General features: G+C 71.0%; 24 protein-coding genes. 11 read left to right on the top strand and 13 right to left on the bottom strand.

The window, feature by feature from the left end:
* Position 1: 1 nt before the first annotated feature.
* From OG963_RS25490 to OG963_RS25480, 3 genes are read right to left on the bottom strand one after another with little or no spacing between them, the layout of a single operon-like run.
* On the bottom strand, positions 2 to 1789 hold the full coding sequence (locus tag OG963_RS25490; protein ID WP_093777852.1) for an L-aspartate oxidase: 1788 nt from the start codon (positions 1787 to 1789) through the stop codon (positions 2 to 4).
* Positions 1786 to 2796: a pantoate--beta-alanine ligase gene (panC, locus tag OG963_RS25485; RefSeq protein ID WP_371799483.1), complete on the bottom strand. Its 1011-nt coding sequence runs from the start codon at positions 2794 to 2796 to the stop codon at positions 1786 to 1788. Before panC ends, OG963_RS25490 begins: the two co-directional genes overlap by 4 nt.
* Positions 2793 to 3752, bottom strand: coding sequence for a Rossmann-like and DUF2520 domain-containing protein (locus tag OG963_RS25480; protein WP_093777856.1), 960 nt, complete (start codon positions 3750 to 3752; stop codon positions 2793 to 2795). The genes panC and OG963_RS25480 overlap by 4 nt, the downstream gene beginning before the upstream one ends.
* 181 nt (positions 3753 to 3933) lie before the next feature.
* Between OG963_RS25480 and OG963_RS25475 the strand changes: the two genes are divergently transcribed.
* Positions 3934 to 5169 carry a low specificity L-threonine aldolase gene (locus tag OG963_RS25475; protein WP_093777858.1) on the top strand — a complete coding sequence of 412 codons (1236 nt, stop codon included), beginning with the start codon at positions 3934 to 3936 and terminating at the stop codon, positions 5167 to 5169.
* 36 nt (positions 5170 to 5205) lie between these two features.
* Here OG963_RS25475 and OG963_RS25470 read toward each other — a convergent pair whose 3' ends face one another.
* Positions 5206 to 5490 (bottom strand): hypothetical protein, encoded by a 285-nt coding sequence (locus tag OG963_RS25470; RefSeq protein ID WP_093777860.1) that lies wholly within the window; start codon positions 5488 to 5490, stop codon positions 5206 to 5208.
* A 104-nt stretch (positions 5491 to 5594) separates the two neighbouring features.
* Here OG963_RS25470 and OG963_RS25465 point away from each other — a divergent pair, with 104 nt between their 5' ends.
* Positions 5595 to 6707, top strand: coding sequence for a DUF5937 family protein (locus tag OG963_RS25465; protein WP_093777862.1), 1113 nt, complete (start codon positions 5595 to 5597; stop codon positions 6705 to 6707).
* A gap of 25 nt (positions 6708 to 6732) precedes the next feature.
* Here OG963_RS25465 and OG963_RS25460 read toward each other — a convergent pair whose 3' ends face one another.
* Both OG963_RS25460 and OG963_RS25455 read right to left on the bottom strand, forming a co-directional pair.
* Positions 6733 to 7410, bottom strand: a complete 678-nt coding sequence (locus OG963_RS25460; protein WP_093777864.1) for a response regulator transcription factor — start codon at positions 7408 to 7410, stop codon at positions 6733 to 6735.
* A 43-nt stretch (positions 7411 to 7453) separates the two neighbouring features.
* Positions 7454 to 8653 carry a sensor histidine kinase gene (locus OG963_RS25455; protein ID WP_093777866.1) on the bottom strand — a complete coding sequence of 400 codons (1200 nt, stop codon included), beginning with the start codon at positions 8651 to 8653 and terminating at the stop codon, positions 7454 to 7456.
* A gap of 96 nt (positions 8654 to 8749) precedes the next feature.
* Here OG963_RS25455 and OG963_RS25450 point away from each other — a divergent pair, with 96 nt between their 5' ends.
* Complete coding sequence (locus OG963_RS25450) at positions 8750 to 9781, top strand: SAM-dependent methyltransferase (protein WP_093931246.1); 1032 nt, start codon at positions 8750 to 8752, stop codon at positions 9779 to 9781.
* Positions 9782 to 9891: 110 nt separating this feature from the next.
* A complete protein-coding gene (locus tag OG963_RS25445) occupies positions 9892 to 11034 on the top strand; it encodes an NADH-quinone oxidoreductase subunit D (RefSeq protein WP_030925291.1) in 1143 nt (380 codons plus the stop codon).
* Between the two features lie 54 nt (positions 11035 to 11088).
* On the opposite strand, the gene OG963_RS25440 is transcribed toward OG963_RS25445, so the two are convergent.
* The 4 genes from OG963_RS25440 to OG963_RS25425 all read right to left on the bottom strand — a co-directional run bounded on the left by OG963_RS25440 (position 11089) and on the right by OG963_RS25425 (position 14646).
* On the bottom strand, positions 11089 to 12102 hold the full coding sequence (locus OG963_RS25440) for a hypothetical protein (RefSeq protein WP_030925289.1): 1014 nt from the start codon (positions 12100 to 12102) through the stop codon (positions 11089 to 11091).
* Positions 12103 to 12208: 106 nt separating this feature from the next.
* Positions 12209 to 13186: an ABC transporter substrate-binding protein gene (locus OG963_RS25435; protein ID WP_093931247.1), complete on the bottom strand. Its 978-nt coding sequence runs from the start codon at positions 13184 to 13186 to the stop codon at positions 12209 to 12211.
* 68 nt (positions 13187 to 13254) lie between these two features.
* The gene (locus OG963_RS25430; protein WP_030925285.1) at positions 13255 to 13929 is read right to left on the bottom strand and encodes an ABC transporter permease; all 675 of its coding nucleotides are present in this window, start codon (positions 13927 to 13929) and stop codon (positions 13255 to 13257) included.
* Between the two features lie 3 nt (positions 13930 to 13932).
* Positions 13933 to 14646, bottom strand: a complete 714-nt coding sequence (locus tag OG963_RS25425; protein ID WP_093777872.1) for an ABC transporter permease — start codon at positions 14644 to 14646, stop codon at positions 13933 to 13935.
* Positions 14647 to 14775: 129 nt separating this feature from the next.
* Here OG963_RS25425 and OG963_RS25420 point away from each other — a divergent pair, with 129 nt between their 5' ends.
* Positions 14776 to 15963 carry a betaine/proline/choline family ABC transporter ATP-binding protein gene (locus OG963_RS25420; RefSeq protein ID WP_093931249.1) on the top strand — a complete coding sequence of 396 codons (1188 nt, stop codon included), beginning with the start codon at positions 14776 to 14778 and terminating at the stop codon, positions 15961 to 15963.
* 31 nt (positions 15964 to 15994) lie between these two features.
* Here the strand turns inward: OG963_RS25420 and OG963_RS25415 are convergent, their stop codons facing one another.
* Positions 15995 to 17116 (bottom strand): esterase family protein, encoded by a 1122-nt coding sequence (locus OG963_RS25415; protein WP_030925278.1) that lies wholly within the window; start codon positions 17114 to 17116, stop codon positions 15995 to 15997.
* Between the two features lie 139 nt (positions 17117 to 17255).
* Here OG963_RS25415 and OG963_RS25410 point away from each other — a divergent pair, with 139 nt between their 5' ends.
* The 6 genes from OG963_RS25410 to OG963_RS25385 all read left to right on the top strand — a co-directional run bounded on the left by OG963_RS25410 (position 17256) and on the right by OG963_RS25385 (position 22205).
* Positions 17256 to 19097, top strand: a complete 1842-nt coding sequence (locus OG963_RS25410; protein ID WP_093777876.1) for a phosphatidylglycerol lysyltransferase domain-containing protein — start codon at positions 17256 to 17258, stop codon at positions 19095 to 19097.
* 93 nt (positions 19098 to 19190) lie between these two features.
* Entirely contained in the window at positions 19191 to 19988 is a 798-nt protein-coding gene (folP, locus tag OG963_RS25405; protein ID WP_030925274.1) for a dihydropteroate synthase, read from the top strand.
* Positions 19985 to 20467: a nuclear transport factor 2 family protein gene (locus OG963_RS25400; protein ID WP_030925272.1), complete on the top strand. Its 483-nt coding sequence runs from the start codon at positions 19985 to 19987 to the stop codon at positions 20465 to 20467. Before folP ends, OG963_RS25400 begins: the two co-directional genes overlap by 4 nt.
* 191 nt (positions 20468 to 20658) lie before the next feature.
* Complete coding sequence (gene folB, locus OG963_RS25395; RefSeq protein ID WP_030925270.1) at positions 20659 to 21018, top strand: dihydroneopterin aldolase; 360 nt, start codon at positions 20659 to 20661, stop codon at positions 21016 to 21018.
* A complete protein-coding gene (folK, locus tag OG963_RS25390) occupies positions 21015 to 21626 on the top strand; it encodes a 2-amino-4-hydroxy-6-hydroxymethyldihydropteridine diphosphokinase (protein ID WP_030925268.1) in 612 nt (203 codons plus the stop codon). The genes folB and folK overlap by 4 nt, the downstream gene beginning before the upstream one ends.
* Before the next feature lie 96 nt (positions 21627 to 21722).
* Complete coding sequence (locus tag OG963_RS25385) at positions 21723 to 22205, top strand: DUF3180 domain-containing protein (protein WP_030925266.1); 483 nt, start codon at positions 21723 to 21725, stop codon at positions 22203 to 22205.
* A 62-nt stretch (positions 22206 to 22267) separates the two neighbouring features.
* Here the strand turns inward: OG963_RS25385 and folE are convergent, their stop codons facing one another.
* Positions 22268 to 22873, bottom strand: a complete 606-nt coding sequence (gene folE, locus OG963_RS25380; protein ID WP_093777878.1) for a GTP cyclohydrolase I FolE — start codon at positions 22871 to 22873, stop codon at positions 22268 to 22270.
* 144 nt (positions 22874 to 23017) lie between these two features.
* The gene (gene ftsH / locus OG963_RS25375) at positions 23018 to 25045 is read right to left on the bottom strand and encodes an ATP-dependent zinc metalloprotease FtsH (protein WP_093777880.1); all 2028 of its coding nucleotides are present in this window, start codon (positions 25043 to 25045) and stop codon (positions 23018 to 23020) included.
* Between the last annotated feature and the right edge of the window lie 104 nt (positions 25046 to 25149).

Genomic DNA, 25149 nt, shown 5'->3' with positions numbered 1-25149 from the left:
GTTACGGCTCCTCGGGGGTGGGGTGGGTCGTGGGTGCTGCTGCGCAGTCTGGTGCCCCCGCCGGCAGTACGGGCGGGAATGCCTCGGATTCAGTCCGGCTGAGGACGAGCCGGCGGTCCGGGGTGAGCTGCACGACGAGGTGGCGGCGCCAGGTCTCGTCGTCCCGCTCGGGCCGGTCCTCGCGCCAGTGGCAGCCGCGGGTCTCCTCGCGCTGCCGGGCGGCGGCGACCAGGACACGCGAGACGAGGAGCAGGTTGGTGGCCTCCCACGCCTCGACACCGGGCTCCGCACGCTTCGGCCCGGCCGCCCAGGCGTCGGCGGCCGCACTGTTGTGCAGGGTCTCGAGTGCGTCGGCAGCGGTGACGAGACTGGCGGCGGAACGCAGGACGCCTGCCCCCTGGGTCATGATCCGCTGGATCGTGGTCCGCGCCTCGGGGGCGAGCAGCGGCGAGGGGGCGGGGCGGCGGGTGTCCCGTTCGGTGTCCGGGTCCGCCACCACGGCCGTCGGCTTCGTCACAAGGGTTGCCGCACCCGTCGCCTGCGACCGGTGCTCGACGATGTCCGCCGCGATGCGCTCGGCGAAGACCAGGCCCTCGAGGAGCGAGTTGGACGCCAGCCGGTTCGCGCCGTGCACGCCCGTGCACGCGACCTCACCGCACGCGTACAGCCCAGGGACCGTCGTCCGACCGCGCAGATCGGTACGGATGCCGCCGGAGGCGTAGTGCGCGGCGGGGGCGACCGGAATCGGTTCCGTGATCGGGTCGATGCCGTGGGCCCGGCAGGCCGCCAGAATCGTGGGGAAGCGCTGCTCCCACATCTCGGCGCCGAAATGGCGCGCGTCGAGGTACATGTGCTCGGTGCCGTGCAGCTGCATCTGGCGGGTGATGGCCTTGGCGACGATGTCGCGCGGCGCCAGTTCCGCGAGTTCGTGCTGCCCGACCATGAACCGCGTGCCGGACGCGTCGACGAGATGGGCGCCCTCGCCCCGTACCGCTTCCGACACCAGGGGCTGCTGGCCCTCGGAGTCGGCGCCGAGGAAGAGCACCGTCGGGTGGAACTGGACGAATTCGAGGTCGGAGACCTCCGCGCCGGCCCGCAGGGCGAGGGCGACGCCGTCGCCGGTGGAGACCGGTGGGTTGGTGGTGGCGGAGAAGACCTGGCCCATACCGCCGGTGGCGAGGACCACCGCGGGGGCGTGGACCGCACCGACACCGTCGTGCTGGCCCTCCCCCATGACGTGCAGGGTGACACCGGCGGTACGGCCCTCGCTGTCCGTCAGCAGGTCCAGGACCAGGGCGTTCTCCACGGTGTGGAGGGCTGCGGAGCGGACCGCCTCGACCAGGGCGCGGGAGATCTCGGCGCCTGTCGCGTCCCCGCCAGCGTGCGCGATCCGGCGGCGGTGGTGGCCGCCCTCACGGGTGAGAGCGATGTCGCCGGTGTCGGTGGTGTCGAAGTGCGCGCCGGTCTCGATCAGGCGGCGTACGGCGTCGGGGCCCTCGGTGACCAGGGTCCGTACCGCCGACTCGTCGCACAGGCCCGCGCCGGCGACCAGGGTGTCGGCCAGATGCTGCTCCGGGGTGTCGCCCTCGCCGAGGGCAGCCGCGATACCGCCCTGCGCCCAGCGGGTGGAGCCGTCGTCGAGCCGGGCCTTGGTGACGACGACGGTGGCGAGGCCCGCGGCCGCGCAGCGCAGCGCGGTGGTGAGGCCGGCGACGCCGGAGCCGACCACCACGACATCCGCGTCGATGGCCCAGCCGGGGGCGGGGGCGGTCAGCCGTATTCCGGTCACGTGTCGGCTCCGAAGGTCAGCGGGATGTTGTCGATGAGGCGGGTGGCGCCCACCCGGGCGGCGACGGCGAGGATCGCGTCACCGGTGGTCCGGTCGTCGGGGATCTCGGTGAAGTCCGCCGGGTCCACGAGCGCCAGATAGTCCAGGTCGAGCGGCGGCTGTTCGGCGGCCGCGTCGTCGAGGATCATGCGCGCGGCGGCGCGCACCGCCGCGGGCCCGTCGTCCGGCCTGGCCCGGGCCACCGCCTGGGTGTCGGCGGCCGCGCGGGCCTCGCCGAGCCGGGTGAGCGCGGCGGCCCGGCCCGTCGTCGCCGGGGTGGTCTGCGCGCGGGCGTGCAGCGCCTGCTGGGCGGCGAGCCTGTCGCGGGCCGCGAACAGGGCTCGGGACAGCGCCAGGGCGGTGCGTCGCTCCTGGGCGTCGAGGAAACGGTTGCGGCTGGAGAGCGCGAGGCCGTCCGGCTCACGGGCCGTCTCCACGCCGACGATCTCCACCGGGAAGTTCAGGTCGCGCACCATACGGCGGATCAGCGCCAGCTGCTGGGCGTCCTTCTGACCGTAGAACGCGACATCGGGGCGGGTGAGGTGGAGGAACTTGGCGACGACGGTCAGCATCCCGTCGAAGTGGCCGGGGCGGAACGCCCCTTCCAGCCGCTCCCCCATCGGGCCCGCGGCGATCCTGACCTGCGGCTCACCGCCGGGGTAGACCTCGTCGACGGACGGGGCGAAGACCACGTCGGCACCGGCCGCGCCGGCGACGGCGAGATCGGCGTCGAGGGTACGGGGGTATCGGTCGAGGTCCGCGGCCTCCCCGAACTGGAGCGAGTTGACGAAGACGGTGACGACCACCTGGCCGTCCGGGCCCACGGTGGCGCGGGCGGCCCGGATCAGGCTCGCGTGGCCCTCGTGCAGGGCGCCCATGGTCATGACGACGGCCCGTGGTCCCTTGCACCCGCCGGACGCGTCGAGCTCCGCTGCCGTACGGACCAGGGCGGTGGACGTCTCGGTCATCGGGTCTCTCCCGGTCCGGTGCTGCCCGTGGTGCCCGCGCCGGTGGCCCCGTCGGCCAGGACGCCGAGCAGGTCCTCCGCCAGCTCCGGCTTGAGCAGGCCGTGCGCCAGCGCCCGGTCGGCGGTGGCGCGGGCCATCGCGAGGTATCCGGCCACGGTCTGCGGGGCGTGCTTGCGCAGCTCGCCGATGTGCGCGGCGACCGTGCCGGCGTCGCCGCGGGCGACCGGACCGGTCAGCGCGCCGTCACCGGAACGCAGGGCGTTGTCGAGAGCGGCGCCGAGGAGCGGGCCGAGCATCCGGTCGGGAGCCTCGACGCCTGCCGTGCGCAGCAGCTCCATCGACTGGGCGACCAGCGTGACCAGGTGGTTGGCGCCGAGGGCGAGCGCCGCGTGGTAGAGCGGACGGGACTCCTCCGCGATCCATTCGGGCTCGCCGCCCATCTCGATGACGAGCGCCTCCGCGGCAAGCCGCAGCTCCTCGGGCGCGGTGACACCGAAAGAGCAGCCGGCCAGCCGCTGGACGTCGACGCTCGTGCCGGTGAACGTCATCGCGGGGTGCAGGGCGAGCGGCAGTGCGCCGGCCCGCAGGGCGGGGTCCAGGATCCGGGTCCCGTACCGCCCCGACGTGTGGACGATCAGCTGCCCCGGGCGGACCGCACCGGTCTCGGCGAGGCCCTCGACGAGGCCGGGCAGGGCGTCGTCGGGCACGGTCAGCAGGACCAGCTCGGCCCGCGCGAGCACCTCGGCGGGCGGTACGAGAGGCACGTCGGGCAGGAGCGCGGCGGCCCGGCGCACCGATGCGTCGGAGACGCCCGACACGGCGACCGGGCGGTGACCGGCCAGCTGCAGGGACGCGGCAAGGGCAGGGCCGACCCTGCCCGCGCCCACGACACCCACGGTGAGGCGGGCGGGGCGGTCCCTCGCGTCGAGGGGCTCCTTGGGTGCTGTTGCGTTCACGCGGCGATGGCCTTCCGTTCCAGTCCGCGGGGGGTACCGGACGATTTCTCTGCATGCTACGCCAGCGTTTCGCACAGACTCCTGGCCGTCCACAGCCTGTGGACGAATGCGTGGACGACCGCCGGGGCGGGGACCGCGTAACCGTGTGGGCTCCGGCCGTCTTCTGCGTGATGATCGTCCCATGGCAGACAGGCATGAGCAGGCACGAGCGCAGGCGCAGGACGAGATCCGGGACGAGGTCGGGGACCGGGCGGGGGACGCGATACGGGACGGCGGGCCGGACCGCGAGACGGCTGAACGGTTCCGGCGGATCGCCGCCTGGCGCCGGGCCGACCGGATCCTCTCGCGGCCGCCGGTCGACCGCACGCTCGGCGAGCAGCTGGCCGACCTGGGCGCGTACGCCGGTTCCGTGGCCGATCTGGACCGGCCCGCGGACATCTACGGCGACGGGATCGTCGCCGTACTGGAGCAGCGCATCGCCGATCTGCTCGGGATGGAGGCCGCGGCCTTCTTCCCGACCGGAACGATGGCTCAGCAGGTGGCGCTGCGCTGCTGGGCGGGGCGCACCGGCAGCCCGACCGTGGCACTGCACCCGCTCGCCCACCCGGAGGTGCACGAGCGCGGCGCTCTGGGGTCGGTGAGCGGACTGCGCACCGTCCACCCGACGTCCGAGCCGCGGCTGCCCACCGCGCAGGAGATCCGCGACTTCGCCGAACCCTTCGGCACGCTGATGCTCGAGTTGCCGTTGCGCGACGCCGGTTTCGTACTGCCGGAGTGGGAGGAGCTGGAGGCCGTGGTGGAGGCCGCCCGCGAACGCGATGCAGTGGTGCACTTCGACGGCGCGCGACTGTGGGAGTGCGCCCCACGCTTCGGGCGCGGGCTGTCGGAGATCGCAGCGCTCGCGGACAGCGTGTACGTGTCGTTCTACAAGACGCTCGGCGGACTGTCCGGGGCCGCGCTCGCCGGTCCGGAGTCCCTGATCGAAGAGGCCCGCACCTGGCGCCACCGGTACGGCGGCCAGCTCTACCAGCAGTTCCCCGCGGCGCTCTCCGCGCTGGTCGGCCTCGACCGGGAGCTGCCGAAGCTGTCGTCCTACGTGGCGCAGGCGAAGGTGGTGGCCGGCGCCCTGGCCGAGGGCTTCACGGAATCCGCTGTTCCGTGGTTCCGGGTGCATCCGGAACCGCCGCACACGCACCAGTTCCAGGTGTGGCTGCCGTACGGGGCGGAGGCCCTGACCGACGCGGCGGTACGCCAGGCGGAGGAGACGGGCGTGGCACTCTTCCGCAAGTGGCACCCGGCCACGGCGGGACCGCCCGGGGTGTCCTACACGGAGGTCACGGTGTCGGAGGCGGGGCTGGAGTGGACCCCGCGGGATGTGCGGGTGGCGGTGGGGGAGTTCGTGAAGCGGCTGGGTTAGCGGGCGCTCCGGGACCGTCCGGCAGCCGCTTCGTCCTCAGACGCCGGAGCGGCCGGAACCACCCGGCGGGGTCGAGCTGTCCGGTGGGGTGGGACCGTCCGGTGGCGTGGAGCGGTGGCCGTGGTCGTGGGTGACCAGTCCTCGTAGTGCCGTGCGCCAGCGGCGGCGCGCCGGGAGTCCCGCCATCACCGCGGCGAAGCGGCGCCGGTCGCGTACGTCGCGCGCCACCGCCCAGTCGTGCCGGCCGGGCAGCGGCGGCGGCAGTTCCCCGTGCTGGGCCGCGCGATAGCTGTCGATCATGTGCTGCTGAATGGCGTCCATGAACTCAGCGTGGGCCGGTCCCGGCGGTCCCGCGCGACGATTGACGACCGCCGTCAAACGGCACCTGACCCTCGCGCCGCACCCCGCACTATGGAGGGGTGAGCGTGAACATCGACATCGCGGGCCTGGCGCCCGAGCGCATCGTCTTCGAGACCTCCCCCCTCGCCGAGCTGGGGCTGGCTCTGCATGCGCTCTCGGAGCCGGGGCACCATCCCGGACTTCACGGCTGGGCGACGGCGACCGCCGCCTCGCTGGAGCCCGACCTGGCCGACCGGCTGCACGAGGCCGACTTCCTGTGGCGCAACACGTTCTCCGACGTCTTCATGCCGTTCGCCGGGGTGCGCGGCGGCGACGGCCGGACCGGGGCGACGCTCGCCGAGGACCTGGACATCCTCGACCGGCTGGACGACGAACGGTTCGTCGCCTCCGCCCTGGAGTTCACCTGCGCCAGCCTGTACGGGACCGGCGCGCCCTCCCCGCTCAGCGACCCGCTGATGCGCGCCCGCGCACTGGACATGGCGGCGGCGCGCGGCCCGCGGCAGGTGGAGTTCACCCGGCAGCTGCTGGCCGACCCCGTCCCCGTACGCCGCTGGGTCCGGCGTCTCTTCGAGGACTGCGACGAGGCGTTCTTCGCGGACACCTGGCGGCGGGTCCAGGTCCAGCTGGTCGCCGACGCCCGGCACAAGACGGATCTGCTGCGCCGCAAGGGCGCCGGTGAGGCGTTGGGCGCGGTGTCCGCCGCGCTCTCGCTCGACGAGGGTGCGGGCAGGATCGGCGTCGACAAGATGACGGAGGGCTCGACCACCGCGACCGACCCGTCCGTCGGCGCCGGGCTCACGCTCATCCCGACCAGCTTCGGCTGGCCGCATCTGATGGTGCTGCACGCGCCGGGCTGGCGTCCGGTGATCCACTATCCGGTGCGCCACCCCGAGCTGCCCTCCCCCGCCTCGGTCGAAATGCTCCAGCTGCGGATGGAGGCGCTGGCCCACCCCATGCGGATGCGGCTGTGCCGCAACCTCGCCCGTTCTCCGTACACGACCGGAGAGCTCGCCGACTCGCACAGCATCACGGCGCCCGAGGTCTCCCGGCATCTTTCGGTACTGAAGAAGGCCGGTCTGGTCACCACACGGCGGCGCGGCCGTTACGTGCTGCACCAGCTGGACCTGACGGTGGTGGCCCGGCTCGGCAGCGACTTCCTGGAGGGTGTGCTGCGGTGAGGTGACCGGGGCGCGCCCGCCCCTGTCAGCCCGCCCCGCCTCCGCCGGCCCGCACCAGCCCCGTCTCGTACGCGAGAACGACGACCTGCACCCGGTCCCGCAGGTTCAGCTTGGTGAGGATGCGGCCCACGTGCGTCTTGACCGTCGCCTCGGAGAGCACCAACCGCGCCGCGATCTCGCCGTTCGACATGCCCTGCGCGACCAGCAGCATCACTTCGCGTTCGCGTTCGGTGAGCTTGCCGACGTCCTTGTGCTTGGGTTCGTCGGTGCTGCTCGGCAGCAGGGGCGAGAAGCGGTCGAGCAGCCGCCGGGTGGTGGACGGGGCGACGACCGCGTCGCCGCTGTGCACCGAACGGATCGCACCGAGCAGTTCGGCCGGCGGGACGTCCTTGAGCATGAAACCGCTGGCCCCCGCCTTCAGACCGGAGAAGGCGTATTCGTCCAGGTCGAACGTGGTCAGGATGAGAACCTTGGGCGCATCGGGCCGGGCGCAGATGCGCCGGGTCGCCTCGACACCGTCCAGCCTCGGCATGCGTACATCCATCAGCACGACGTCGACGGCGGTGGAGCGAAGGTTCTCGATCGCCTCCGCGCCGTCGCCGGCCTCGGCGACGACCTCCATGTCCGGCTGCGCCGCGAGCACCATCCGGAAGCCGGTGCGCAACAGCACCTGGTCGTCGACGAGCATCACGCGGATCGCCATGAGGGTCCTTGTCTCCTGTTCCTGTCCAGCAAGGGGCGCTGGGCTAGTGGGCGGGCTTGAGCGGCAGCAGCGCGCTGATCCGGAACCCGCCGCCGGGCCGCGGCCCGGCGTCCAGCGTGCCGCCCACCATGCCGACCCGCTCGCGCATACCGATCATCCCGTGACCTGCGCCGTCGGCGCCGCCGTCCTCGTACAGTTCGTGCGCCGCGCCCCGGCCGTCGTCCTCGACCAGCAGCCCGAGCCCGTCGTCGAAGTAGACCAGCCGCACGCTGGCCCCGGCGTCCGGGCCGCCGTGCTTGCGGGTGTTGGTCAGGGCTTCCTGCACGATGCGGTACGCCGTCAGCTCGACGCCGGTGGGCAGCGGGCGCGGCGTCCCCTCGATCTTGAAGTCCACCGCCAGACCGGTCCGGCGGACCTGCTCGATCAGGTCCTCGATCTGCTCGACGTCGGGCTGCGGGACGTACTCCCCGCTCTCCTGGCTGTCGCCGGTGCGCAGCACGCCGAGCAGCCGGCGCATCTCGGCGAGGGCCTGCCTGCCGGTGCTGGAGATGGTCTCCAGAGCCTGCCGGGCCTGGTCAGGCGCCGCGTCCATGACGTACGCCGCGCCGTCGGCCTGCACCACCATCACCGAGACGTTGTGCGCCACGACATCGTGCAGTTCGCGGGCGATACGGGCCCGCTCGGCGGCCACGGCGACCTTCGACTGCGCCTCACGCTCCCGCTCCAGCCGGGCGGCCCGCTCCTCCAGTTGGCTGAAGTACGCCCGCCGGGTCCGCATCGAGTCGCCGAGCACCCAGGCGAGAACGAACGGCACGGTCATGACGACGACGACGAAGACGTCCTGGACCCAGCCGCCCCGGGTCTCGCCGGGCCAGCGCAGCTGCGAGAGACCGGCCGCGCACAGGCTGCAGACCAGCGCGAGCCGTGAGGCCCATCGCTCGCCGACCGTGGCCACCGTGAAGGTGATCACCAGCATGGCGAAGTTCGCGACGCTCGGCCTGACGTCGAGCAGCAGCTGCGCGACGCCCGCCGCGACGGCGAGCAGCAGCATCTTCTCCGGCGCCCTGCGGCGCAGCGCGACGACCAGGCACAGGCCGATGACGACCGGCACGGTGGCCAGCGGCTGCGTGCCGCGGCCCTGGTCACCCACGATGGACACGCCGGAGAGCCCGAGGAGGACGACAGCCCAGAAGATGTCGACGCCCGTCGGGTGTCTGCGGATGAAGTCGTAGAGACGCTGCACGTAACCCAGCGTAGGGACAGGCGGCAGGTGGGTGGGTCAGCCGGAGGGTCGATCCGGTTCCTGGGACCGTACTCCCCAAGGTGGAGACTTGGCCCCGTGACGGATGAGTGGCGTGGGTGGCAGGAGGCGGCCGAGACCGCTTTGTACGGGGACGGGGGGTTCTACCGGAGCCTCGAAGGGCCGGCCGGGCACTTCCGTACGTCCGTGCACGCGTCCCCGCTGTTCGCCACCGCGGTGTGCCGGCTGCTGGTCAGGACGGCGCGCGAGCTGGGGACGGACGCGGTCGATCTGGTGGATCTGGGGGCCGGGCGGGGAGAGCTGGTGACAGGGGTGCTTGCGGCGCTGCCCGGCATCGCCCCGGCGGGACTCTCGGTACGGGCCTACGCCGTGGAGATCGCCGGGCGCCCGGCCGGCCTGGACCCCCGGATCGAGTGGTGCGCCGAGCCGCCGCCGGGGGTACGGGGGCTGCTCTTCGCCAACGAGTGGCTGGACAACGTCCCGACGCCGGTCGCGGAGACCGACGCGGACGGCATCGACCGGTACGTCCTCGTCAGGACTGCGGACGGCGCGGAGCGGCTGGGTGAACCGGTGACCGGGGCGGACGCCGCCTGGCTGCGACGCTGGTGGCCGTCGGCCGGGCCGGGCAGCCGTGCGGAGATCGGCCGGCCGCGCGACGAGGCGTGGGCGCGGGCGGTCTCCACGCTGTCCGCGGGGCTCGCGGTGGCGGTCGACTACGCCCACGTACGGCAGTCGCGGCCGCCGTTCGGCACGCTGACCGGCTTCCGGGCGGGGCGCGAGGTGCGGCCGGTACCGGACGGCAGCTGCGACCTCACCTCGCATGTGGCGCTGGACGCGTGCGCGGCGGCCGGGACCGTGGGGGGTGAGGAGCCCGAGGTGGTGGACCAGAGGGAGGCACTGCGCGGGCTGGGTGTCAGCGGGGAGCGGCCGTCGCTCGCCCTGGCCTCGACCGATCCGGCGGGATACGTGCGCGCGCTCGCGTCGGCGGGTGAGGCGGCCGAGCTGACCGCGCGCGGCGGGCTCGGAGACTTCGGCTGGCTGATGCAACGGGTGACGCAGGGGCCCTGTCCGGCGGCCGCGTCCGGCGCGACCGGCCCGGTCGGCGTCTGAGCCTGTCCCCCGCCCCGTCGGGGTCCGGGGCAGGAAGCGGTGCGTGCGGGCGGGCCCACCGCAGGCGCCCCACCCCGCACCGCCCCCGGCGCTCAGGGAATACTGGCCGTATGACGGAGACGACAGTCGGCATCGGCGGCGCGGCGGAGAGCACCGACATGGTGCTCAACATCGGGCCCCAGCACCCCTCGACCCACGGCGTGCTCCGTCTGCGGATCGTCCTCGACGGCGAGCGGATCCAGCACGCCGAGCCGGTCATCGGCTATATGCACCGCGGCGCGGAGAAGCTCTTCGAGGCCCGCGACTACCGGCAGATCGTGATGCTCGCCAACCGCCACGACTGGCTGTCGGCGTTCTCCAACGAGCTGGGCGTCGTGATGGCCGTCGAGCGGATGCTCGGCATGGAGGTCCCGGAGCGCGCGGTCTGGACGCGCACCCTGCTCGCCGAGCTGAACCGGGTGCTGAACCATCTGATGTTCCTCGGCTCGTACCCGCTCGAACTGGGCGGTATCACCCCGGTGTTCCACGCCTTCCGGGAGCGCGAGGAGCTCCAGGCCGTGATGGAGGAGGTCTCCGGCGGCCGGATGCACTACATGTTCAACCGGGTCGGCGGTCTCAAGGAGGACCTCCCGGCGGGCTGGCTGGGCCGCGCCCGGGACGCCGTCGCGTCGGTCCGCTCGCGGATGGACGTCTACGACAGGCTGGTGCTCGGCAACGAGATCTTCCGGGGCCGTACCCGCGGTGTCGGCGTGCTGTCCCCCGAGACCGTGCACGCGTACGGGGTGTCCGGTCCGATCGCGCGCGCCTCCGGGGTCGACTTCGATCTGCGGCGCGACGAGCCGTACCTCGCGTACGGGGAGCTGCAGGACACGCTCGAGGTCGTCACCCGTACCGAAGGCGACTGCCTGGCCCGGTTCGAGTGCCTGCTGGAGCAGACCCACAACGCACTGGACCTGGCGGACGCCTGCCTGGACCGGATGGCCGATCTGGCGCCCGGTCCGATCAACCAGCGGCTCCCCAAGGTGCTCAAGGCCCCCGAGGGGCACACCTACGCCTGGACCGAGAACCCGCTCGGCATCAACGGCTACTACCTGGTCTCCAAGGGCGAGAAGACTCCGTACCGGCTGAAGCTCCGCTCCGCCTCGTACAACAACATCCAGGCACTCACCGAGCTGCTGCCGGGGACGCTCGTCGCCGACATGGTGGCGATCCTGGGTTCGCTGTTCTTCGTGGTCGGCGACATCGACAAGTAGCCGGCCGGGCCACGGGCCCGCTGCCGGCGGCCCGTGGCGAGATCCGCCGGCCCGCTACGAGATCGCGCTGCGCAGTCCGGCGACGTCCAGCTGTTCGGTCTCGTCGTGCGCCGTCAGGTCGATGACCTTGCCGACGGTGCGGTTCGCGGCCGTGCCCGTGCGGTGCGCGGCCAGTGCCTCCTCGCCGACCACGTCCGCAAGGTCCTCGTTCTGCACGGACTCGATCGCGGCGTGCGCCTTCTGCGTACCGAAGAAGTCGAAGCTTCCCTGCGGCACCGGATGGCGGCGGGACGGGGCGTACGGTACGACCGCGCTGGCGGCCGGGACCGTGCGCGGCGCCGGGAGCACCGTCGACGGGCGGCGGGCCGGGGGCAGGGCGGCCTGCGGGCGGCGCTGCTCGGTGCCCGGTGCGGCGGTCGCCGCATGCTTCCCCTGCGGTTCCTCGGCCTCCCGCGCGCGCTCCTCGAGATCGCGCTTCCTGGCCTGCTCGGCAGTGCGGCGGGCCTCCTGGAGCGCGGCGTTGCGACTGAGGTCCTGCAGGGCCTGGGCGGCGCTGCGATACGCGGCCGGCGTCGGCGTGGAACGCGCGGTGGGCAGCTCCCGGGGCGTCGCGGCCGCTTCGATCGCGAGCTGCCTCCGGCCCTCCAGCGCGCTGGCCCGCTCGGTCTCGGCGTTGGCGTACCGGCGCAGCAGTGCGGCGTGCTCACCGCGCAGACCGGCGAGTTCCACACGCTTGCGGCGCAGCTTCGTCTCGAGCCGGACGCGCAGCGTCCGCGACTCGTCGAGGTCGGCCTCGAGCTCCGCTACGCGCTCCTCGGTCTTCCATTCGTCGCTGGCACGGGCGCGCGTCAGATCCGCGACGCGGCGGCCCGCCTCCCGGTCCCAGGCGCGCATCAGATATGCCCCCGTGACGGCGGCGGCCGCCGCGGCGGCGACCAGTCCGCGCAGGACCAGGGGGTCGGCGAGAAGCCAGGCGCCCGCCGCACAGACGACTGCCGCTCCGGCGACGACCGAAGGGGGAAGGATTCTGTGGAGAGGCGGCGAATGGCGGTGACGTCCACGTGGCATGGCCTGAAATTTACCGTGCGTAGGGGTCACTTGGGAGGCCGCCCGGCAATCTGTTCCCCGGCAGTTACCTGACGGGCTTACCGGCGGCCCCCTAAGTCGTCATCCGCTACTTCTTGATCAAGCCTTTCGACTGCAGATAGTCCTTGGCCACATCGGCGGGCTTGGCGCGCTCGGCGTCGACCTTGCGGTTGAGTTCCGCGAGGTCCTCCGTGGTGAGCACCTTGGTGAGCTTGCCGAGCGCATCGGCAATGTCCGCTGCGCCCGCGTCCTTGGCATTGAGGACCGGAAGGACGTTGTCCGCGTTCTGGAGCTTCTTGTCGTCGTCCAGGAACACCAGGCCGTAGCTGTCCAGCACCGCGTCCGTGGTGGTGGTGAGGACCAGCTGGTCCTTGCCGTCCTTCACCGCCTGCTTGGCCTGCGGGGTGCCGACTCCCTTGGGGTCGATACCGGTGACATCAATGCCGTACGTCTTCTTCAGACCCGGTGCGCAGAACGGCCGCACCTCGCACTCGTCACCCGCCGCGATCTTCACCTTCAGCTTGGAGGCGCCGAGGTCCGAAAGAGTCTTCAGCTTGTTCTTGTCGGCGAATTCCTTCGTCACCGCGAAGGCGTTCTGGTCGACGGCGTCACCGGCCGGAAGCACCTTCAGCCCGCGCGGGGTGGCGAGCTTCTCCAGCGCGGCGACGGTGGCCGCCACGTCACCGGAGGCAACCGGCTTCTCCTCGGCCGCCTTCGCCCCGTTCACCTTGGCGTTGAGGAATTCGGCGATCGTCGCGGCATATTCCGGTACGACGTCGATCTCGCCCTTCTCCAGGGACGGCTCGTACAGTTCCCGGTTCTTCACCGTGGTGACCGAGGTGCTGTATCCGGCGTCGCCGAGAATCTGCGCGTACAGCTCGGCGACCACCTTGGACTCGGTGAAGGCGGCGGCGCCGACGACGAGCGAGCCCTTCTTCCCGGAGCCGCCGGACGCGGCGGAACCGCCCTTGTCCTTCTCCAGGCTGTCGCCGCCGCAGGCTGCGAGCGAGCCGGCCAGCACGACCATGCCGACGACCGCGCCGGCTATGCGCGAGGTCTTGCTCATGTTGTTCTCCGTCCACAGCAACAGGGCTGTTTGCGAGGTGCGTTGGGCACATGAATGGGATCAGGTGATCAGGCGGTCCGCCGGCGGCGGAGCGGCGACAGGGCCCGGTCCAGCCCCACCAGCACCGCCTCGACGAGCAGGGCGAGCACGGCGACGAGCAGCGCGCCCGCGACCACCTGCGGTGTGTTGTACGTGTTGAATCCGGCGGTGATGATCCGGCCGAGACCGCCCTGGCCGACCATCGCGGCGATCGTGGCCGTGGCGACGACCTGGACCGCCGCCGAGCGCAGACCGGTCATGATCAGCGGATAGGCCAGCGGGAGCTCGACCCGTACGAAGAGCTGGCCGCCGGACATCCCCATGCCCCGCGCCGCCTCCACCACCGACCGGTCCACCCCGGTCATCCCGACGTAGGCGTTGGTCAGCAGCGGCGGCACGGCGAACAGCACCAGCGCGATGACCGTCGGCACATATCCGGCGTTGCGCAGCGGCGACACCATGAACAGGGCCAGCACCGCGAAGACCGGTATCGCCCGCCCCACGTTGGAGACGTTGACGGCCAGCGCGCCCCCCTTCCCGATGTGCCCCAGATACAGGGCCAACGGCAACGCGATCAGGCAGGCAAGTGCGAGAGACACCCCGCTGACGTACAGATGCTCGCCGAGCCGGTGGCCCGCCCCGCTCTCCCCCGACCAGTTGGCGCCGGTGGTCAGCCAGGTCCAGGCCTCTGCGAGTACTCCCATGCGTCAGACCGCCTCCGCCGTAGCTCCCGCACCCACGGCGTCGCGGGTCCTCGGTATCCGGGTCCAGGGCGTCAGCAGCCGCTGCACCCCGAGCAGCAGCAGGTCGGCGACCACCGCGAGCAGGACGCAGAGCACCGACGCGGTGAGCACCTGCGCCTTGAAGAAACTCGGCAGGGCATCCTCGATGAGGTTGCCGAGGCCGCCTCTGCCGACGATCGAGCCGACGGTCGTCAGCGCGATCGTGGAGACCGTGGCGATCCGGACCCCGGCCATCAACGCGGGCAGTGCCAGCGGGAGTTCGACCTCCCACAGCAGCCTTCCCGGCCCGTACCCCATGCCCTTCGCGGCGTCCTTCGCCTCCTGCGGCACCGCTTCGAGCCCGGCCAGGATGTTCCGTACGAGAATGGTCAGCGAATACAGCACAAGGCCGGTGACGACCAGCGCGGCGGAAAGTCCGAACAGCGGCAGCAGCAGCGAGAACATCGCCAGCGAAGGCACGGTGTAGAGCACCGTCGTCAGGCCGAGCACCGGTCCCGCCAGCCGTCGGCTGCGGCGCGCGAGCAACGCCAGCGGAAATGCCACCAGGAGCCCGATCACCACCGATACCGCGGTGATCCAGATGTGCTGAACGGTCGCGTCGGTCAACTCCTGGCTGCGGGAACGGAGATACTCCCCGCAGATCCAGTCGTTCGCCACCAGGCAGTTCTGCCCCGCCATCCGTCCCCCTCTCGCGTTCGCCGTGTCGGACCGATGTCTGGCGACCCTATCCTCGACCACTGACAATCGCCGAGGCCGTTGTATTCCAGCAACATGTCCTTCACAGAACACGCGCCACAATGGGGAACCATGATCCGATTCGAGCACGTCACCAAGCGGTACGCGGACGGCACGACCGCCGTCGACGATCTCTCCTTCGACGTGGCCGAAGGTGAACTGGTCACGCTCGTGGGACCGTCGGGCTGCGGCAAGACCACCACCATGAAGATGGTGAACCGGCTGATCGAACCGACCGAGGGCCGGATATTCCTCGACGGGGACGACATATCCGCCATCGACCCCGTCCGACTGCGCCGCCGTATCGGTTATGTGATCCAGCAGGTCGGCCTCTTCCCGCACAGGACGGTGCTGGAAAACACGGCGACCGTTCCCCATCTCCTCGGCTGGAAACGGGGAAAGGGCCGGGAGCGCGCGGCCGAACTCCTCGACCTCGTGGGACTCGATCCGTCCGTTTACGGCGACCGATATCCGGACCAGCTCTCCGGAGGTCAGCGCCAACGCGTCGGAGTAGCAAGGGCACTTGCCGCGGATCCGCCGGTACTGCTGATGGATGAACCTTTCGGCGCGGTCGACCCGGTCGTCCGTGAACGCCTGCAGAACGAATTCCTCAGACTCCAGGCGCAGGTCCGCAAAACCGTGCTCTTCGTCACCCACGACATCGAGGAAGCCGTTCGGCTCGGCGACCGGATCGCCGTCTACGGGCAGGGCTCCATCGAGCAGTTCGACTCCCCGGCGACCGTACTCGGCGCACCCGCCACCCCGTACGTCGCGGACTTCGTCGGCGCGGACCGCGGTCTCAAGCGGCTCTCCGTCACCCCCATCGAGGAGAGCGACCTCGACCAGCCCCCCGTCGTGCATCTGGACGACCCGCTCTCCCGGGCGACCGAGCGGCTGCGCGCGGAAGGGGCGCGCTGGGCCGTCGTCCTGGACCGCGAGGACAAACTGCACGGCTGGATCCCGGCGGACACCGCCCTCGCCGAAGCCAAGGGCACGGTCCGCGAACACGCCCGCCGTATGGAGGCCTGGCTCCCCGTCGGCGCCCCGCTCAAGCAGGCGTTCGCCACCATGCTCCAGCACGACGCGGGCTGGATAGCGGTCATCGACAAGGAGAGCACCGGCCGGTTCCTCGGGGTGCTCACCCCGGCTCGCCTCCATGAAGCGCTGCGCCGCTCGATCGACGCGGACGCCCAGGACGTGCCACGCGCCGAGGTGGCTGTGGAAACCGTGGCGACCGTAGCGAGGACCGGCTCACCCTGAGACCGGCACTCGCCGGACCGGCGACGAGCGCTCAGTCCTCACTCAGCCGGCTGCTCATCCACTCCAGCACCGAAGGGATCTCCCGCCGCCACGTGTTGAAGTTGTGCCCGCCGCTGTCCAGCACGATCGACGACACCTGCGCGGGGGCCCTCACCTTCGCCATGAAGTGCCGTGTACCCCGGTAGTTCCCCTCGCCGCGCCGCGACGTGGTCACCAGGAAGGACGAGTCGGGCTGCGGCAGATGGTCCAGGCTCCACAGCAGGTCGGCGCGCTCGCGGGCCCGCCGGCTCCCGTGGAAGAGATCACCGGTCGTCGGGTCCTCGGCCGCCCTGTAGTACGCGGACAGCCCGGCGCTGGCCGAGAACCTGTCCGGGTGGTGCAGGCCGATCTTCAGCGCGCAGTAGCCACCGGTCGAGTTGCCGATGATGCCCCAGTTCCGTGCCCGCTTCCCGATCCGGTACGCGTCCGAGAGCGCCTCCGGCAGGTCCTTCGCGAAGAACGTCTCGGTCTGGGGACCACCCTTTATGTTCACGCACTCGGTGTCCCTCGGCGGCGCGACCGTTGGCCTCAGCATCACCAGAATCATGGGCTGCGCCCGGCCGGATCTCACCCGGTCGAGCGCTGTCCGCGGGTACTGAAGACCCTTCAGGAGGTTCTCCGCGGTGCCCGGGTAGCCGGTGAGGACGACGACCGCGGGGAACGTCCGGCGGGAGTACTCGGACTGGAAGTACTCCGGCGGCAGATACACGTACGCCGAGCTCTCGATTCCCGAGAGCCGCCCTGCGACGACGACCTTGTCGACCCGGCCGACGGCCGTGGTCCGTGATTCGCCCGGGACATCGGGCCGTTCCATCCCGACCCGGACGATGTTCTTCGATGCCGACGCCCCGGTGGCACCGTCCGCCACCACCCCCAGCTCCTGCTGTCGACCGAGAAAGTCGGCCCAGGAGCCGTAGAACTGAAAGGAGTTGTTCGCCAGCAGGCCAACCGAGGCGAAGACCATCACCTGAGTGGCCAGCAACAGGCCGACCCGGCCGAACACCGCGGACACGCTGCGGCGCGCGAGCCTCGGCCAGAGACAGACGGTGGCGGCGAACAGAACGACAGCCAGCCCGATGGCCAGGGCCAGAACTGCCTTACTGGTGAGCCCCATAGTGGGTGAGCTTTCTTGTCAGGAAATTTCCGGGATACGGGTGAACCCGCTGCCCGGAAGCCTCGTCCTAGAGGTCGCACATCGTCCGGGGCGCTTCGGCCGACGGACTCAGGAATCTCTCGCGGAGCCACGGGAAGCGATGTCTGTCACGCTAGATGGGGATAAATCAGGTTTGGTTCCGCGTGCTGTGCGCAAGCTCCTACGCGGACCGCGCCCGGAGGCCGTTCCGGCGCTCGTCGGCACCGCCTGCACGTTCGTCGGCCTGATCGACGTCGCCGCAGGCGTGTTCCCGCGCTTCAGGCACAGTCGGATGCACACCCTCGCCGAAGTGCTCCCCGGGGCCCTCGGGCCCTTCGCCGCCGCACTGTCGCTGAGTGCGGGAATGCTGCTGCTCCTCCTCGCACACGGCCTCAAGCGGCGCAAGCGGCGGGCCTGGCGCGCCGCCGTGGCACTCCTCCCGGCCGGCGCGGCAGCGCAGTTCACCTACCGCCACTCGGTCATCGGCACAGTCGTCTCACTGGCGCTGTGCTACCTGCTGGTCCGCCACCGGAATGAGTTCACCGCACTCCCCGACCCGCGGAGCCGTTGGCGGGCGCTGGCCAACTTCGTTCTGCTCGGGGCGGGTTCGCTCGGTCTGGGGCTGGTCATCGTCTCCGTCCATCCCGGCCGGGTCGTCGGGAACCCCTCCATCGCCGACCGGCTCCAGCACGTCCTGTACGGAATGGTCGGCTTCGAGGGGCCCGTCGAGTACGCCGGGGTCACCTCCTGGACCGTGGCGTACTCGCTCGGCGCACTCGGTCTGCTGACCGCCGTCACCACCATCTACCTCGCGTTCCGCCCCGAACATCCGGCCGCCCGTCTCACCGAAGAAGATGAACTCCGGCTGCGCGCGCTGCTCGACAAGCACGGCGCCCGCGATTCGCTCGGCCACTTCGCACTCCGCCGTGACAAGGGCGTCGTCTTCTCCCCCAGCGGCAAGGCCGCCGTCTGCTACCGCGTCGTCTCCGGCGTGATGCTGGCCAGCGGCGACCCGATCGGGGACGTGGAGGCCTGGCCGGGCGCCATCGAGCGGTTCATGGACGAGGCGAAGGCGCACTCCTGGACACCCGCGGTGATGGGCTGCAGTGAGACCGGCGGCGAGGTCTGGACCCGCGAGACCGGGCTCGACGCGCTGGAACTGGGCGACGAGGCGGTGGTGGATGTCGCGGATTTCTCGCTCGCCGGGCGCGCGATGCGCAACGTACGCCAGATGGTGAAGCGCATTGAGCGGGCCGGCTACGAGACCCGGGTCCGGCGCGTCCGCGACATCGGCGAGACCGAGCTGGCCCGCATCCGGCGGGCCGCCGCCGACTGGCGCGGTACGGACACCGAGCGCGGCTTCTCCATGGCGCTCGGCCGGATCGGCGACCCGGCCGACGGCGACTGCGTCATCGCCACCGCCCACAAGGCCGACGAGCGCACCGCCGACTCCCCTTACGGCGACCTGAAGGCCGTGATCCATTTCGTCCCGTGGGGTACGGACGGCATGTCCCTGGAGCTGATGCGCCGCGACCGTTCCGCCGACCCCGGCATGAACGAGCTGCTGATCGTCGCCTCCCTCCAGGACGCGCCCCGGCTCGGCATCGAGCGCATCTCGCTGAACTTCGCGATGTTCCGCTCGGCGCTCGCCCGCGGCGAGCGACTGGGTGCGGGCCCGGTGCTCCGGGGCTGGCGCGGCCTGCTGATCTTCCTGTCGCGCTGGTTCCAGATCGAGTCGCTGTACAAGTTCAACGCCAAGTTCCGGCCGCGCTGGGAGCCCCGCTTCGTCGTCTACCGCACCAGCCGCGACCTGCCCCGGATCTCGTTCGCCGCAATGCAGGCCGAGGGTTTCGTCAACGTCGGTCTGCCCCGTCCGTTCCCCCGCCGCTTCATGTCCGCCCGGCCCCTCCCCTGCGCCCACGCACCGGTCTCCGGCCAGGAGCACGGTGCCCGCACGGCATAACACTGCTCGGTACGGGCCTACGCTGGTCGCATGAGTACGTTGCGTGGACGAGGCACGGTCCGAGGCCTGCCGGAGTGGGACCGCTGTGCGGTCATGGGTGTCGTCAATGTGACCCCGGACTCCTTCTCCGACGGGGGCCGCTGGTTCGACACCACGGCTGCGATCAAGCACGGCCTCGAGCTGGTCGCCGAGGGCGCCGACCTGGTCGACGTCGGTGGCGAGTCGACCCGCCCAGGTGCCAGCCGGGTGGACGAGTCCGAGGAACTGCGGCGCGTGGTCCCGGTCGTCCGGGAGCTGGCCCGGGAAGGCGTCACGATCTCCGTGGACACCATGCGCGCCCGCGTCGCCGAACAGGCCGTCGCCGCCGGTGCGGCCCTCGTCAACGACGTGAGCGGCGGGCTCGCCGACCCGGACATGATCCCGGTCGTCGCCGCGTCCGGCACACCGTTCGTCGTCATGCACTGGCGCGGCTTCAGCGAATCCATGAACAGCCGCGCGGTGTACGAGGACGTCGTCGCCGAGGTCGTCGCGGAGCTGCGGATGCGGATGGACGCCGTGGTCGCGGGCGGTGTCGCCCCCGAACGGATCGTGGTCGACCCGGGCCTCGGCTTCGCCAAGGACGCCGCCCACGACCTCGCCCTCGTCGCTCACCTCGACGAGCTGCGCGCCCTCGGCCGTCCGATGCTGGTCGCCGCCTCCCGCAAGCGGTTCCTCGGCCATGTGCTGGCCCGTGAGGGCGCCGCCCCGCCGCCCGCCCGCGAACGCGACGCGGCCACCGCCGCGATCTCCGCCCTGTCCGCCCAGGCGGGCGCCTGGGCGGTCAGGGTCCACGAGGTCCGGGCCACCGCCGACGCCGTACGGGTCGCCCGCGCTGTCGAGGGAGCCGCGTGAGCGAGCGTCACGACGACCAGGCGGAGGTCGCCGCCGACATCGCGGCGGTCGAGCAGGCCAACACCGCCTTCTACGAGGCGATGGAGCGTGGCGATCTCGACGAGCTCTCCGGGCTCTGGCTGCCCGGCGAGGACCTCACCATCTCCTGCGTCCACCCCGGCTGGCCGGTGCTCACCGGCCGCGGCGAGGTGCTGCGCAGCTATGCACTGATCATGGCGAACACCGAGTACATCCAGTTCTTCCTGACCGATGTCGGGGTCTCCATGACGGGTGACACGGCCCTCGTGACCTGTACCGAGAACATCCTCAGCGGCGGCCCGGCGGAGGACGGCGGCGAGCTCGGGCCGCTGGTGGGCCAACTCGTCGTCGCCACCAATGTCTTCCGGCGAACCGGGGACGGCTGGAAGCTCTGGTCCCACCACGGGTCGCCGGTGCTGGCCGACTCCGATGACGACGATGACGAGGACACGCCCTCCTGAGCGGATGTGCCTCCGAAGGGAATGGAACCCGGGACTGCGGGTAGGGGAGGCGGCTACCGGCCCACCACGGCCCTGTCCATGGCCCCGCGAGCGAGCACTGTCGGTGCTCGCAGGTAGATTCGAATGAGGGCACCTCGCCACCCGCATACGGCCCCGTGCCCCTACGACCAACGACAGCAGGAGTGATTCGCGTGGATCGTGTCGCGCTGCGCGGCCTCAGGGCCCGTGGGAACCATGGTGTGTTTCCCCGGGAGCGGGAAGAGGGCCAGACCTTCATCGTGGACCTGGTTCTCAGCCTCGACACCCGCCCCGCGGCAGCCTCCGACGACCTGACGAAGACCGTGCACTACGGCGTGGTCGCGGAGGAAGTCGTCGAAATCGTGCAGGGAGACCCGGTCGATCTGATCGAAACACTCGCGGAACGCATCGCCCAGAAGTGCCTGGGGCACGAAGGTGTCGAGGAGGTGGAGGTCGTCGTCCACAAGCCGGATGCGCCGATCACCGTTCCCTTCGACGATGTGACCATCACCATCACCCGGAGCCGAGCATGACTGCATTTTCTACCGAGGGGCAGAGCGACCCGACCGTACAGCCGGTTCCCGCCTCCGTGGTCGAGCAGGTGGACGCCGCGGACATCACCCTTTCGAACCCCAAACTCGCCGTCCTCTCCCTCGGCGCCAACCTCGGCAACCGGCTGGAGACCCTGCAGGGCGCCATCGACGCGCTGGAGGACACCCCCGGTCTCCGGGTCAAGGCGGTCTCTCCGGTGTACGAGACGGAGCCCTGGGGCGTCGCCCCCGGCTCCCAGCCGTTGTACTTCAACGCGGTGATCGTCGTGAAGACGACGCTTCCCCCGTCCTCCCTCCTGGAGCGCGGCCAGGCCATCGAGGAGGCCTTCGAGCGCGTCCGTGAGGAGCGCTGGGGCGCGCGCACGATCGACGTCGACATCGTGGCGTACGCGGACGTCGTCTCCGACGACCCGGTCCTCACCCTCCCCCACCCCCGGGCCCATGAGCGTGCCTTCGTCCTCGCCCCGTGGCACGACATCGACCCCGAGGCCCAGCTTCCTGGCCGCGGCCCGGTCGCCGGCCTGCTCGACGGTGTCGGACGCGAGGGCATACGTCCTCGGCCCGATCTGGAACTCCGCCTGCCCGAGTAGTCGTTAGGCTCAGGGCAGGCCGGTAACGGCACAGAACAGACGGATGGACACGGAGACCGACGGTCGATCGGCCGGCGGCGAAGGGCGGCTCTCGCGGTGAGGCAACTACGGCTCGGGGTACTGGCCGGAATCTTCGTCGCGGCAGGCGTGCTGTCCTGGGGCGGGGCCCGCCTCTGGGACTCGCTCGACACGCTGCCGAGCGTGCCTCTCGCCGCACCCGTCGTGCTCGCGGTGATCGCCGTCATCCTGCTCGCGACGGCGCTCTCCATCCGCTCCCGGCTGCGCGCCCAGCGTGAGCGCCGCCCGGGCGCGAAGGGCGTCGAGCCGCTGATGGCGGCCCGTGCCGTGGTCTTCGGCCAGGCCAGCGCCCTGGTCGTCTCGCTGGTCGCCGGCCTGTACGGCGGTGTGGGAGTGTTCCTGCTCGGCTCGCTCGACGTGCCTGCCCGCCGCGACCAGGCGATCTACGCCGGCCTCGCGGTGCTAGCCGGCATCGGGGTGGTTGCCGCCGCCCTGTTCCTGGAACGCGTCTGCAAGCTCCCGGACGACAAGGACGACGACAAGAGCGCCGCCTCCGCCTGACGCGCCGTGCCCGTCCGGCACACCGGCACCGCCCACGGCGGCTTCGGCACCGCGACCGGCCCTCAGCGCGCCATGATCAGGCTCATCGCCTCCGCGCGCGTCGCGGGGTCACGGAGCTGGCCGCGTACCGCCGACGTCAGCGTCTTCGCGCCCGGCTTGCGGATCCCGCGCATCGACATGCACATGTGCTCGCACTCGACCACGACGATGGCTCCGCGCGGCTCCAGGATCCTCATCAGCGAGTCGGCGATCTGCGTGGTGAGCCGCTCCTGCACCTGCGGGCGTCGGGCGTAGACGTCGACCAGCCGGGCCAGCTTCGACAGGCCGGTGATCTTTCCGGTGGTCGCCGGAATGTACCCGACGTGCGCGACCCCCCGGAACGGAACGAGGTGGTGCTCACAGGTCGAGAACACCTCGATGTCCTTGACCAGCACCATCTCGTCGTGGCCGAGATCGAACGTGGTCGTCAGGACGTCCTCGGGCGCCTGGTGCAGGCCGGCGAATATCTCCTTGTACGCCCGCGCCACCCGTCCCGGCGTCTCCCGCAGCCCCTCCCGGTCCGGGTCCTCTCCGACGGCGATGAGAAGCTCGCGCACCGCGGCCTCGGCCCGCTTCTCGTCGAACTCACCGATCGAGCCCTGGCCGTCCAGCGTCACCGGGTCGGTCATCTGTGCCTCGTTCCTTCAGCTGTCACCTGCACGGACATCGCGCGGGCATACCAAAAAGCCGTGCCCCCCAGGCTAAAACCTGGGGGGCACGGCATCCATTCCGGGTCGGTGGACCCCCGTGACGGGGGCCACACCGGGTCCGTGTCAGCTCTCCGGACGCTCCTCCGGGACCGCCTCGGTGGCCGGGGTGGTGTCCGTCGGCGTCGAGCCGTTGGCCGTGGTGACGCCGTTGGTGAGAGCGAGCTCCTTCGGCGAGAGCACCGGAGGCCGCGTCGACGGCGTACGCCGTGCGGAGCCGGTCCACGCCGGACGGGCCGGACGCTTCACGATTCCGGCGAAGATCTCGGCGATCTGCTCCTTGCCGAGGGTCTCCTTCTCCAGCAGCTGGAGGACCAGGTTGTCGAGAACGTCGCGGTTCTCGACGAGGATCTCCCAGGCCTCGTTGTGCGCGGTCTCGATGAGCTTCTTGACCTCTTCGTCGACGAGCGCCGCGACCTCTTCCGAGTAGTCGCGCTGGTGGCCCATCTCCCGGCCCAGGAAGGGCTCGGTGTTGTCGCCGCCGAACTTGATCGCGCCGAGCCGCTCCGTCATGCCGTACTGCGTGACCATCGCGCGGGCCGTGGCACTGGCCTTCTCGATGTCGTTCGCAGCGCCGGTGGTCGGGTCGTGGAAGACCAGCTCCTCGGCCGCGCGCCCGCCCAGCATGTAGGCAAGCTGGTCGAGCATCTCGTTGCGCGTCGTGGAGTACTTGTCCTCCTCGGGCAGCACCATCGTGTAACCGAGGGCGCGGCCGCGGGAGAGGATCGTGATCTTGTGCACCGGGTCCGAGTTCGGCGAGGCCGCCGCGACCAGGGCGTGTCCGCCCTCGTGGTACGCGGTGATCTTCTTCTCCTTGTCGGACATGATCCGGGTCCGCTTCTGCGGGCCGGCCACGACGCGGTCGATCGCCTCGTCCAGCATCTCGTTGTCGATCAGCTTCTGGTTGCTGCGCGCCGTGAGGAGCGCCGCTTCGTTCAGCACGTTCGACAGGTCGGCACCGGTGAAGCCGGGGGTACGACGGGCCACGGCGCCGAGATCGACGTCCGGGGCGACCGGCTTGCCCTTCTGGTGCACCTTGAGGATCTCGAGTCGGCCCTGCATGTCCGGCCGGTCGACCGCGATCTGCCGGTCGAAGCGGCCCGGACGCAGCAGCGCCGGGTCGAGGATGTCCGGCCGGTTCGTGGCGGCGATCAGGATCACGCCGCCCTTCACGTCGAATCCGTCCATCTCGACGAGCAACTGGTTCAGGGTCTGCTCGCGCTCGTCGTGACCGCCGCCGAGACCCGCACCGCGGTGCCGGCCGACGGCGTCGATCTCGTCGACGAAGACGATCGCCGGGGCGTTCGCCTTGGCCTGCTCGAACAGGTCACGGACCCGGGAGGCACCGACACCGACGAACATCTCGACGAAGTCGGAACCGGAGATCGAGTAGAACGGGACGCCCGCCTCGCCCGCGACGGCGCGTGCGAGCAGCGTCTTGCCCGTACCGGGAGGCCCGTACAGCAGGACGCCCTTGGGGATCTTGGCCCCGACGGCCTGGAACTTCGCCGGCTCCTGGAGGAACTCCTTGATCTCGTGGAGCTCCTCGACCGCCTCGTCGGACCCCGCCACATCGGCGAACGTCGTCTTCGGGGTGTCCTTGGTGATCAGCTTCGCCTTGGACTTGCCGAACTGCATGACCTTGGAGCCGCCACCCTGCATCTGATTCATCAGGAACAGGAAGACGACCACGATCAGGACGAAGGGCAGCAGCGAGAGAAGGATCGAGATGAACGGCGACTGCTTCGACGGCGAGACGGTGTAACCCTTCTCGATGTCACCGCTCTCGAACTTCTTCTGCAGCGTGTCGGCAAGCTGGACACCCTGGTCACCGATGTAGCTCGCCTGGAACTTGCTGCCGGACTCGCCCGGGAGATTCTGGCCGTCCTTCAGCTCAATCTTGAGGATCTGTTCGTCACCGGTGGTCAGCTTGGCCTGCTCCACCTGGTCCTTGCTGATCGCCTGGATCACCTTGCCGGTGTCCACCGTCTTGTAGCCGCCAGACGAGCCGACGACCTGCATCAACACGACCACGGCGAGGACGGCCAGCACGATCCACATGACCGGCCCACGGAAGTATCGCTTCACGTCCATCCATACGGAGCGAAGTCGCCCCGTCCCTCCTGCCCGTAGGTAAATGCTGCTGTGAGAAAAGACTGTTCTTCGGACGGTACCCCAGCATTGTCACCCGTGACCGC

The sequence above is a fragment of the Streptomyces sp. NBC_01707 genome, from assembly GCF_041438805.1.
GTDB lineage: Bacteria > Actinomycetota > Actinomycetes > Streptomycetales > Streptomycetaceae > Streptomyces.
This window is presented reverse-complemented; position numbering and strand designations above follow the sequence as displayed.